The sequence below is a fragment of the uncultured Candidatus Puniceispirillum sp. genome (genome assembly GCF_963979125.1).
Lineage (GTDB): Bacteria > Pseudomonadota > Alphaproteobacteria > Puniceispirillales > Puniceispirillaceae > Puniceispirillum.
The window spans coordinates 22,890-34,128 of the sequence record NZ_CAXBVX010000010.1; the positions used below are offsets into that span (position 1 = coordinate 22,890).

10 protein-coding genes and 1 pseudogene are annotated in these 11,239 nt (G+C 47.9%); 9 read left to right on the forward strand and 2 right to left on the reverse strand.

The genetic code is table 11. The annotated features are described in order from the left end of the window. Positions 1-15: 15 nt before the first annotated feature. Entirely contained in the window at positions 16-795 is a 780-nt protein-coding gene (locus tag ABNT28_RS02325; protein WP_332923984.1) for an IclR family transcriptional regulator, read from the reverse strand. Between the two features lie 250 nt (positions 796-1,045). On the opposite strand from ABNT28_RS02325, the gene ABNT28_RS02330 reads away from it, so the two are divergent. The 9 genes and pseudogenes from ABNT28_RS02330 (at position 1,046) to ABNT28_RS02370 (ending at position 10,452) form a co-directional block, all read left to right on the forward strand. Next, on the forward strand, positions 1,046-2,641 hold the full coding sequence (locus tag ABNT28_RS02330; RefSeq protein ID WP_348720952.1) for a GMC family oxidoreductase N-terminal domain-containing protein: 1,596 nt from the start codon (positions 1,046-1,048) through the stop codon (positions 2,639-2,641). Beyond that, positions 2,638-3,255 carry a YjbE family putative metal transport protein gene (locus ABNT28_RS02335; protein WP_348720953.1) on the forward strand — a complete coding sequence of 206 codons (618 nt, stop codon included), beginning with the start codon at positions 2,638-2,640 and terminating at the stop codon, positions 3,253-3,255. Before ABNT28_RS02330 ends, ABNT28_RS02335 begins: the two co-directional genes overlap by 4 nt. Before the next feature lie 152 nt (positions 3,256-3,407). Beyond that, entirely contained in the window at positions 3,408-4,571 is a 1,164-nt protein-coding gene (locus ABNT28_RS02340) for a TRAP transporter substrate-binding protein (protein ID WP_332923253.1), read from the forward strand. A 332-nt stretch (positions 4,572-4,903) separates the two neighbouring features. Further along, positions 4,904-5,278 (forward strand): annotated as a pseudogene (locus ABNT28_RS02345) (TRAP transporter small permease subunit); the annotation flags it as partial. A 165-nt stretch (positions 5,279-5,443) separates the two neighbouring features. After that, positions 5,444-6,961 (forward strand): TRAP transporter large permease subunit, encoded by a 1,518-nt coding sequence (locus ABNT28_RS02350; protein ID WP_332923255.1) that lies wholly within the window; start codon positions 5,444-5,446, stop codon positions 6,959-6,961. A gap of 11 nt (positions 6,962-6,972) precedes the next feature. Beyond that, positions 6,973-8,265: a histidinol dehydrogenase gene (hisD, locus tag ABNT28_RS02355; RefSeq protein WP_332923252.1), complete on the forward strand. Its 1,293-nt coding sequence runs from the start codon at positions 6,973-6,975 to the stop codon at positions 8,263-8,265. Positions 8,266-8,267: 2 nt separating this feature from the next. After that, positions 8,268-9,026, forward strand: coding sequence for an SDR family oxidoreductase (locus ABNT28_RS02360; protein WP_332923251.1), 759 nt, complete (start codon positions 8,268-8,270; stop codon positions 9,024-9,026). Further along, a complete protein-coding gene (locus ABNT28_RS02365; RefSeq protein WP_332923250.1) occupies positions 9,023-10,015 on the forward strand; it encodes an alcohol dehydrogenase catalytic domain-containing protein in 993 nt (330 codons plus the stop codon). The genes ABNT28_RS02360 and ABNT28_RS02365 overlap by 4 nt, the downstream gene beginning before the upstream one ends. 41 nt (positions 10,016-10,056) lie before the next feature. Then, a complete protein-coding gene (locus ABNT28_RS02370) occupies positions 10,057-10,452 on the forward strand; it encodes a Rap1a/Tai family immunity protein (RefSeq protein ID WP_332923249.1) in 396 nt (131 codons plus the stop codon). Between the two features lie 18 nt (positions 10,453-10,470). Here the strand turns inward: ABNT28_RS02370 and gloB are convergent. Next, positions 10,471-11,239, reverse strand: a 769-nt coding sequence (gloB, locus tag ABNT28_RS02375) for a hydroxyacylglutathione hydrolase (RefSeq protein ID WP_348720954.1), incomplete at its 5' end; no start/stop codon positions are given.

The following is an 11,239-nucleotide window of genomic DNA, read 5'->3' on the forward strand; positions in this document are numbered from 1 at the left end:
AGGCGGCAAAGCAAGCTAGGCAAAAAGAGCATCCGAAATGATCTTGGCTGACTCGGACAGCAACTTATATTTATCGCGCGCGTCTTGTTCCGAAAAACGTTGCTTGGGGCCATGCACAGCAAGGGCGGCATAAAACCGGCCTTTGGGATCACGGACAGGCACTGCAATGGCAACCATATCATCATGAAATTCTTCACGGTCTATCGCATAGCCATTTTGGCTAATCTGTTTTAACTCGGCGTTTAACGAGTTGATACTGGCATGCGTGCGTTCGGTAAAGATTTCCATTTTCAAACCGGCAATCAACGCTTGGCGTATTTTGGGCTTTAGGTTTGACAGATATACTTTGCCGCTGGCCGTACAATGAAAGGGAACATGCGTGCCAATCGGCAGAAGAATACGAAATGGCCAGTTAGTCTCAACACGGTCAATATAGCGCATACCGTCACTTTCCGGCATTACAAAATTGACAGTTTCACCCACTTCTCGGGCAATTTTAAGTAGCACTTGATGTCGGGTTACTTGACTTGCTGACAAACCAACCAGCCCTGATGTGAGTTGTAAAAGCCGGGTTCCGGTTTGCAATCGCCGTCCAATTTTTTCCAGATAACCTTCGGATACCATAGTTTGGCATAGCCGATGCGTGGTCTGTTTTGGCCAGCCAAGATGGTCGGTAATTTCGGTTGGTGTCATTGGTTTGCCAATTTCGGCAAGCACTTCCATGATTCGCAACGTACGTAAATTTGGCGCGACTTTGCTAGCTGTTTCTGTATCAAGTGACGTTAAGTCGTTCATTGATTATCTCATTTGGTCTTTAAATTTTCAATTACCCTAGGCGGTTTTGGTACGCGGGTGAATATTCAAATCACCTATGACGCACATGGATGTAAAAATTTAGCTTGAACCCATTGCGATAATATGGTGAAATTTTTACCAATATACAAGAAAAGGGACTTAAAGTCCCAATAAATGATTAAAATACGATTTTTCTAGTCAATTTGCCGTTTCTAGAAAAATTCTCAAGTGTCTTTTGGGAGGGGATTACTTGAAATTCGACTATATAATTGTCGGTGCCGGATCTGCTGGATGTGCTCTGGCAAACCGTTTATCCGCAGATGGTCGAACCCAAGTGGCACTTCTCGAAGCAGGTGGTCGTGACCTGAATCCATGGATTCATATTCCTGTTGGTTATTTTAAAACCATGGGCAATTCGTCAACTGATTGGTGCTATAATGCGGAAGCTGATGCTGGCTTGAATGGGCGCGCTATTCCGTGGCCGCGCGGCAAAGTGCTTGGCGGCAGTTCTTCGATTAATGGTTTGTTATATGTTCGGGGTCAGCCAGATGATTTCAATCACTGGCAACAGCTTGGTAACAAGGGCTGGGGTTGGGAAGATGTGATGCCCCTTTTCAAGCGTTCCGAGCATTGGGAAGGTGCAGACGCCCCAGAACGTGGCAAAGATGGTCCGCTTAATGTGTCTGAAAATAAAGTTGACCGTGATATTGTGACCGCATGGGTCGATGCGGCAGTCGCGGCAGGCTATAAACGCACGTTTGACTATAATGGAGAAGATCAAGAAGGCGTAGGCTATTTTCAGATGACCATGAAAAATGGTCAGCGTTGCAGCAGTGCTGTTGCCTATTTAAAACCTGCACGTCGTCGCAAGAATTTGCATATCATTACGCATGCGCATGCGGAAAAGCTGTTATTCAAGGCCAAGCAATGTGTTGGCGTACAGGTGCAAATCAATGGTATTTCGCAAGCCGTACATGCTGGTCGTGAAGTGATTTTATCAGCAGGCGCGATTGGGTCACCGCAACTATTGATGGTTTCGGGTATTGGTGCCGCCAGCGAACTAGGCGCACATGGTATTCAGATCAAACATGAAGCCCCAGGTGTTGGCAAAAATATGCAGGATCACCTGCAAGCGCGTCCAATTTTCAAAACAACTGCCAGCACCATAAACCTTGAAATTAACAGTATTTACAAGCGCCTGCGTATTGCTATGACTTATGCCGCTTCCCGCTCAGGGCCAATGGCTATGGCGGTCAGTCTTGGAACCGGTTTTTTGAAAAGTGATCCGGCGCTTGATCGTCCTGACATTCAGTTCCATATCCAGCCATTTAGCGCCGATAGCCCGGCGCAAGGGCCGCATGGCTTTTCGGCCTTCACTGCCTCGGTTTTACAGCTTCGTCCTGAAAGTACGGGTACATTGTCATTACGGTCGGCGTCGATGCATGACGATCCGGTAATTCGCCCGAACTATCTATCAGCTCAAACTGATTGTGACACGATTGTCCGTGGCATTCAGATTGCCCGTAGCTTGTGTGATTACGACCCTATTAAATCTCTTGTGACCGAGGAATACGCCCCGGGCAAAAATATCGGGCGCGATGATACTGATGCCATTCTGAATTGGGCGCGGGACACTGCGACAACAATTTATCATCCAACAGGCACGTGCAAAATGGGTCAGGATAAGATGGCGGTGGTTGATGAGCGTTTGCGCGTGCGGGGTATTCAGGGACTTCGCATCGCTGATGCATCGATCATGCCGGTTATCACCTCGGGCAATACGAACGCACCAGCAATTATGATTGGTGAAAAAGCATCAGATATGATTATGGAGGATGCGGCATGAATCTAGCCATGATCGCTGATATTTTACAGATTATTTTTGCTGATATTATTCTGTCAGGCGATAACGCTTTGGTCATTGGAATGGCGGCGGCGGGTCTTGCGCCAGAATTACGGCGTCGGGCTATTTTTATCGGCATGATGATGGCTGCAGGCTTGCGGATTGTTTTTGCAGTTCTTGCCAGTTATCTGCTTGCCTTTGAAGGCATATTGCTGATCGGCGGTTTGTTATTGGCGTGGGTGTGCTGGCGATTTTACAATGATTTGCGTGAATTCAACAACGCATCCGATGCGGCTGAGGGTGAAACCGAGCCAGAAGGCGATAAACAAGGTTCATCCTTTGCACGGGCTTTGTTCACCATTCTTGTGGCTGATGTGTCGATGTCGATTGACAATGTTGTCGCGGTAGCAGCGATTGCGCGCGACAATACGATGCTATTGGTCTTTGGTCTGGCTTTGGCGATTACATTCATGGCGTTATTTGCGTCACTAATTATGAAAGTGATGCTGCGCTTTCGTTGGCTATCATATATGGGTCTTTTCTTTTTGATCTATCTGACCGCCATGATGCTTTATGACGGCGCGCGCGAATTGAACTTACTAGCCATATTTTTATAGGGGAATGGTTAGAAAATTAATGTTGTTTATTGGCTGAAGCTTGAACAAGGCAAAAGCAGATAAAATGAAATTTGATCCACGAAATAGCAAAGCTGTAATGCCTTCATCAGCACACGCGGATCATAAATGAAGGCAAAACTTGGGAGGAAATTATGAAAAATAATAGTATGGCCGTAGGCGCTATAGCACTTCTAGTAGGATTGGCGGTTGGCTACTTTGCTTTAAGCGGCCAAAAAGAGATTGTTGAAGTGGAAAAAGTTGTTGAGGTTGAGGCAAAAGCTGACACTAATCCTGTGAATATCCGTGTGCAGGCTGTTATTGGCATGCAGACTACAGAAGTTAAGATGCTGAAAGACTTCATGGCTGACGTTACTAAACTAACTGATGGTGAAGTTACTTTTGAAGTGTTGCCAGCTGGTGCAGTTGTTGGTGTTAAAGAAACACTTGACGCTGTGGACTCAGGTCTTGTTGACGGTGGTTTTGCTTGGACACACTACTGGTCAGGCAAGCACCCAGCTGCAATGTTATTCGGTTCGCCTGTTGCGGGTGCCGGTGTTGGCATCGATAACATCGCGTTTCTTTCATGGTTCCTGAACGCTGGTGGTAAAGAGCTTTATGAGCGCCTGTGGGATGAAATGGGCATGAACGTTAAAGGCTTCATGCTACAACCAGTTGGTCCAGAGGCACTTGGCTGGTTTAAAGAGCCAATCAATTCAATGGACGACTTCCGTAAGTATCGTTTCCGCACACCTCCAGGTCTTCCTGGCCAGTCTTATAAAGACATCGGCGTAGCCTCTGTTGCTATGGGTGGTGGTGACATTCTGCCAGCGCTGGAAAAGGGTACAATCGATGCGGCTGAGTGGTGCTGTCCAAAGCCTGATATGGACTTCGGTTTCCATAAGGTGCTGAAGCATTACTATCTTCAGGGTCTACACCAGGTTGTTGTGAATGCTGACATGTATCTGAACAAAGATGTTTACAACTCTCTTACAGATCATCAGAAGAATGCTTTTGAAGTTGCTGCTAACGCATCTCTGATCAAAGGTATGTCTGCACGTATCTATGATAACGGTGTAGCATTGCATGAGCTGACAACAAAGCATGGTGTCATTCTGCAGGATACGCCAGCTGACTATTTCCCTGCATATATGAATGCAGCGAAGGCACTTTTGGAAAAGAACTCAGCTGAAAATGCGTTCTTTGCTGAAGTTTGGCAGTCACAGAAGGATTTTGCTGAAATCGCAGTTCCTTTCTGGTCAGGTGCACAGACATCTAACGCCAAGCTTGGCATGGCGTTTGCCAATACCCTGAAGTAATTCAAGGTCGATAAATATGGCGAGTCCCAGATTATAGTTATGTGGGACTCGCTAGACTTATTTTTAAATTTCTGATGTAAATCGGCCGTTTTTTGGCCACAGCAATGTAGCGGTGCATAACGACATAAAGGGGGTTAATCATGGCGCAGAATGAAGAGGGCCAAGAACTCGATATTTCTGACGAGTTGATTGCGGAACGTCGTGCTGGTGAACCAGGCGATACGCCTGAGGACATGCATCCATGGATGCGTGTGATCGTTGGTAATATTGACGTGCTCAATAACTGGGTTGGAAAAATCACCTGCTTTATGCTGGTACCCGTTATTATTGCGATGATTTATGAAGTTGTTGCGCGCAAGGTATTTGTGGCGCCAACTGACTGGGCCTATGACACAAGCCGTATGTTCTGTGGTGCCATGTTTATGATGGGTGCTGGTTACGCATTGATGCGCGGCGTACATATCCGCGCTGACTTTCTGTTTCGCACATGGTCACCACGTACTCAGGCGATTGTAGATGCGTCCCTTTATTTATTTTTTTACTTTCCGGCGTTGCTGTTCTTTTTCTGGGTGTCGATGGATTACACAGTCAAGGCATGGGTAACATGGGAACGTTCAATGGATACCGCGCTTATGGCACCTTTGGCGCCTGCGCGTTCAGCGATGCCAATCGGCGCGTTTTTATTACTGGTTCAGGGTATTGCTGAATTATTACGCTGTTGCCACCAGATGGGCGGCACAGCACAACGTCGGCTTGTGCAATTCCTGCCTGTCTATATCATTGGTTTGGCATTGGTTTTTGGGAATGTATTTTTCCCCGATATCATCACCCTTGGCGGTTTGTTTGACAGCGGTCTGAAAGGTGCTGGGGGGCTGTCGCAACCAATGATTGGCGTCATCATGATTGCCGTTATGTTGCTTGCCATTTTTGTTGGATTCCCGATTTCATTTACGCTTATTTTCCTAGGCTTTGTGTTTGGGGCATGGGGTTTTGGCGGCAAGATGGTTTTTTATCTACAAACCTTGCAGTTCAATAATGTGATGCTTGAACAGACACTAGCTGCGGTGCCGTTATTTGTGTTCATGGGCATCATGATGGAACAGGCTGGCCTGATGGAACGTCTGTTCACCTCGGTTCAGTTGATGTTGTCACGTACACGTGGTGCGCTATATCTGGCGGTGCTTTTTGTATCAACCATTTTTGCGGCGGCAACAGGTATTGTGGGGGCGTCAGTTACCATTCTGGGTATCATGGCTGCCAAAACAATGAATCGTTCTGGTTATGATGTCCGCCTTGCTGCGGGCACAATTACCGCTGGTGGTACGCTGGGCATTCTGATTCCGCCCTCGATCATGCTTGTTGTGATGGGGCCGGTATTGCAGGTTCCGGTTACCGATTTGTTTGCAGCCGCGATTGTTCCTGGCATTATGTTGGCTTCAATGTATGCCGCCTATGCGTTGATTCGGTGCTGGCTCAATCCTTCGCTAGGCCCAATTTTACCACCTCAGAATCAACCAGTTACATCTTCCTTTTACTGGCTAGAAGCTACAATGGTGATTTCATCAATTATCATCTTGTTCACTTTGATCGTAAAAGGCCTGTCTGGCAGTCTTCAAGGCATATTCCCATTCTCGTCAATCCTGATTCCGATTGGCTGGATGGGCTTGATGTATTACGCGTCCATCTGGGTAAAAAAGAATAAGCCGGCTGGCTTTTTCTTCTCCGATCTATGGTACGAATTTTTTATGGGGTTGGTGCCACCATCGGCACTGGTTGCTTTTGCTTTGGGATCAATTTTGTTTGGCTGGGCAACACCGACCGAAGGTGCTGGTTGTGGAGCGTTTGGCGCATTAGTTCTGACCATTGCTTATCGCAAACTCACATCAAAGATGTTCTATGAGGCGTTGCTGAAAACGCTGGAAATTTCGGTTCTGATTTTGTTCCTAGTGGCGGCATCCAATTTCTTTGGTGCAGTATTTTCTCGCCTTGGAACACCAATGCTTCTTACTGAATTCCTGCTTGCATGGGATCTCTCGGCAACGATGGTGCTGGTCATCATTATGGCTTTGATTTTCTTGTTAGGCTGGCCTTTGGAATGGGTGCCGATCGTACTCATTATTGTACCGATTTTGATTCCAGTTCTGGTAAAACTTGATATTAATCTGACATGGTTCGGCATTCTGGTGGCGGTCAATCTGCAAACAGCGTGGCTCAGTCCGCCTGTCGCCTTGTCAGCTTATTTCCTCAAGGGTGTTGTGCCTGAATGGGATTTGAAAGACATTTACTTTGGCATGATGCAATTTATGGTGATTCAGTTGATCGGACTTGCGCTGATCTTCTCATTCCCGGAAATCGCATTGTGGTTACCTGAATATATTTACGGAAAATAGGACTTTTAAACATGACAGTTACGTATCTGAAGAAAGCGTCAAAAACGCCGCAAACCGGCACGGATGAAACGCAAAAAATTGTTGCTGAGATGCTTGCTACTATCGAAGCTGGTGGCGAGGAAGCAGCACTTGAGTATGGTCGCAAGCTTGATGGATATAGTGGAAATGCAGTGGTTAGCGCCGAGCAAATAGCCGCCGCCGCTGATGCTGTGTCACCACAATTGAAAGACGATATCCAGTTCTCGCTTGACCGTGTGCGTACTTTCGCCGAAGCCCAGCGCGACTCGATCAAGTCGTTCGAGACCGAATTGTCACCAGGTTTGTGGGCTGGCCAAAAGCTGATTCCGATCGAAACAGCTGGTTGCTATGTTCCAGGTGGCCGTTATGCGCATGTGGCGTCGGCGATTATGTCGATCGCAACGGCAAAGGTAGCTGGCGTAAAGCATATTGTTGCCTGTTCAGCACCGAATGGTGAAGCTGGGCCAAACCCAGCTATTCTCTACGCCATGAATTTATGCGGGGCAGACACTATCTTGTCATTAGGCGGCGTGCAAGGTATCGCGGCAATGGCCTTTGGTCTGTTTACCGGCAAGCCAGCCCGCATTCTGGTTGGTCCTGGTAACCGTTTTGTCGCCGAAGCCAAGCGTAGCCTATATGGCCGTGTGGGTATCGATATGTTTGCAGGCCCAACAGAAATTGCGGTTATTGCTGATGAAAGCGCTGATCCGGCAGTTGTTGCTGAAGATCTTGTCAGTCAGGCTGAACATGGCCCAGATTCGCCAGCATGGCTATTTACCACGTCACAGAAGCTTGCCGATGATGTGATGGGTCAGATGGAAAAGCATATTGATGCATTACCTGAAATTGCGCGTAATGCTGCGACTGCCGCATGGCGGGATTATGGTGAGGTTGTTCTGTGTGATACGGATGAAGAGGTTGCAACAGTGTCCGACGAATATGCTGCCGAGCATCTCGAAGTTCATACATCCAAAGATGACTGGTATATGGATCGCCTAGAAAATTATGGTTCCCTGTTTGTTGGTGAGGAAACAACCGTGACCTATGGTGATAAATGCTCAGGCACCAATCACATTCTGCCAACCAAAGGGGCAGCCCATTATACAGGTGGCCTGTCAGTGCATAAATTTATGAAGGTTGTCACAACCCAGCGTATGACGCGCGAAGCCAACCGCGAAGTCGGTGCGGCTGCGGCACGTATTTCGCGGCTTGAAGGCATGGAAGGTCACGCACGTGCTGCTGATGTCAGGTTGCGTAAATATTTCCCAGGTGAGAATCTGGGTTAGTCATGAGCACTAACGCCGATATCACTGTTTCGCTAGCGGGCAAAACCGCGCTTGTTACTGGCGCCAGCAGTGGTATTGGTGCGTTCATGGCTGGGGAACTTGGCAAGGCTGGCGCGCGACTAGCGCTTGTCGGCCGACGTCAGGATCGCCTTGATGCTGTGCTTGCGGGGTATGATGGTACGTCAATTGCGCTAAATCTTGTTGGTGCAGATGCTATCAGTGGCCTGCAAACAGCGTGTCATGACGCTGGTATAAAACCCGATATAATCGTCAATGCAGCTGGTGTTAACCATCGCAGATCGGCTGATGATATTTCGCCTGAATTATGGCAGGACACAATTCACCTGAACTTGTCCGTGCCCTTTTTGGTGGCGCAAGCTTTTGTTCCGCATATGAAAAAAGCTGGCTGGGGGCGCATTATTAACATTGCGTCATTACAATCGACTCGCGCGTTTGAAAATGGCATTGCTTATGGGGCGGCCAAAGGGGGTATTGTTCAGCTTACACGCGCCATGGCTGAAGCATGGTCACGGCATGGCATCATGGCAAATGCGATCGCACCTGGGTTTTTCCCAACTGAACTGACTGCTCCTGTATTTGATAATTCTGATCTTGCCAATCATCATGCTCGCAATACAGCTATGGGACGCAATGGTGAACTAAGTGATTTACGTGGTCCGTTGCTGTTTTTTGCATCGGATGCAAGTGGCTATGTGACAGGGCAGACATTACCTGTTGACGGGGGATATACAGCAAAATGAAAGCGCTTGTTTACACAGGTACAATGGAAAGTGAAATTCGTGATGTGCCTGCGCCTGTTGCTGGTGCGCATGATTCCATTGTTGATCTGGCATTTTGTGGTATTTGCGGCTCGGATATGCATGCGTGGCATGGCCATGATGCGCGCCGGGTGCCTCCGCTTGTGCTTGGACATGAAGCTGTTGGGCATGTTGTTTCTGGCCCTGATAAAGGCAAACGTGTTGCTATTAATCCGCTGATGACCTGTGGTACATGCCCAGCCTGTGTTGCAGGGACAACGCATCTTTGCCCGTCCCGCGAATTGATAGGCATGCGGGTGCCTGGCGCTTTTGCTGAACAGGTTGCCATCAAGACCACCAATCTGACAGTCCTGCCAGATCATCTTGGCTTTGCGCAAGCGGCACTTGCCGAACCACTTGCCTGTGCGGTGCATACTGTCCGCCTTGGTATGAAATCAGCTGTAAAAGCACCTAGCGAAAGTCGCCTTGTGGTTCTGGGTGGCGGGGCTATTGGGCTTTTATGTGCGCAGGTTGCTCGTCATTTTGGCTATGCTGATCTGTGGATTGCCGAAATTAATCCGCTTCGTCGTGACATGCTTGAAAAAGCTACTGGCGCACGAGCTTATGATCCACTTAATGAAACGCCGGATGACAAGCCTGTTGATATCATTATCGATGCGGTGGGTGCGGCGGTAACGCGTAAAACCGCCTCGGCGCTGGTTACACCAGGCGGGGTGATCGTTCATATTGGCTTGCAGGATAATGCGGATGGTCTGGATACGCGGCGCATTACCCTACAGGAAATTATATTTCAAGGTAGCTATTGCTATAGTGAACAGGATTTTGCGGAAAGCTTGTCATTGCTTGCCGATGGTGTGGTCACGGGCGAGGGCTGGGCTGAATTGCGGCCACTTGGTGAAGGGGCAAAATCATTTATGGATATTCACGAAGGTATCGCCCCACCAAAAATTATTTTGGATACGGGTCTATAGGCAAGATTGGTTGCGAGATTCATAGAGTGTACGGAGTTTACATGCCAAAGATTTTACCGCTTTTTTCGACAGTGAAACATCTGCTGGCTTCATGCTTGCTGATGATAACAGGTGCTGTGGCGGCACCAACAATTGCCCATGCTGATTTTATTGATGGCAATGCGTTAAAACTTTATTGCACATCACAAAACCCGACTGATGATGCTATTTGCATTGTCTATATCACGGGGGCGGTTGATGCTTTTACCACGGTTGATCTGTTTAGTGAAAAATCATCTGATAATAAGCGCGTCTTTTGCATGCCTGAGGGCATTCAGCCTGATGCACTCAAAGCAACAACGATGAAATGGATGCAACGACCCGAAAGCAATCTTGATTTTGCAGCAACATTGCTGATATGGGGTGCCATGAAAGACAGCTATAGTTGTCCCGAATAATAAAGTCTGTTCTGGCGACTAGAACGCATCCTTGCGGCGGCGTATTTCGGCAAACACATCGGCATTGCTGGCATGCGCCATGTCTAGATGCGCGCGGATTAACAGGTCATCAGGCCGCAGAAACGGATTCGTTGCCTTTTCCACCGACATGATAGTTGGCACAGTTGCGATATTGTTTGCGCGCTGTTCTATGACCTGCTCACGGCGTTTGCTAAGTGCATCATTATGCGGATCAACCGTAATGGCAAAATCGGCGTTTGCCTGCGTATATTCGTGGCTACAATAGATAATGATGTCATCAGGTAGCGCCCGCAGTTTTTCCAGACTATTCCACATCATATCAAAACTACCTTCAAAGACACGACCACATCCAAGGGCAAAAAGCGTGTCACCGGTAAAGACAATCTTCTCATCAGGCAGATAGAAATTAATCATGTCAGTGGTATGACCAGGTGTCGCAATCACATGCACTTGTCGATTGGCAAATTCAAAGCTGTCACCATCCCACACTGCGTGATCAATGCCGGAAATTGGCGTCGAACGTGGCGGTGGCCCGATAACATGAGCGTTATGCGTTGCTTTTAATGAGGTTAAACCAGCTGTATGATCGCCATGGTGATGCGTGATAAACAGATGCGTTAATGACCATCCAGATTGTGTCAGTGCCGCTTCGGTTGCGGTGGCATCGCCGGCATCAATACAGGCCGTATCACCGCTGTCTGGGCAATGCAACAGAACGCCATAATTATCGGCGTTATAGGAGAACTGAAAAATCTCTAATCTGGTC

What these genes read in the sequence shown, in the direction of transcription:
- ABNT28_RS02340 (WP_332923253.1), top strand. Translation starts at nt 3,408, where the DNA reads ATGAAAAATAATAGTATGGCCGTAGGCGCTATAGCACTTCTAGTAGGA.
- ABNT28_RS02365 (WP_332923250.1), top strand. Translation starts at nt 9,023, where the DNA reads ATGAAAGCGCTTGTTTACACAGGTACAATGGAAAGTGAAATTCGTGAT.
- hisD (WP_332923252.1), top strand. Translation starts at nt 6,973, where the DNA reads ATGACAGTTACGTATCTGAAGAAAGCGTCAAAAACGCCGCAAACCGGC.
- ABNT28_RS02335 (WP_348720953.1), top strand. Translation starts at nt 2,638, where the DNA reads ATGAATCTAGCCATGATCGCTGATATTTTACAGATTATTTTTGCTGAT.
- ABNT28_RS02325 (WP_332923984.1), bottom strand. Translation starts at nt 795, where the DNA reads ATGAACGACTTAACGTCACTTGATACAGAAACAGCTAGCAAAGTCGCG.
- ABNT28_RS02360 (WP_332923251.1), top strand. Translation starts at nt 8,268, where the DNA reads ATGAGCACTAACGCCGATATCACTGTTTCGCTAGCGGGCAAAACCGCG.
- ABNT28_RS02370 (WP_332923249.1), top strand. Translation starts at nt 10,057, where the DNA reads ATGCCAAAGATTTTACCGCTTTTTTCGACAGTGAAACATCTGCTGGCT.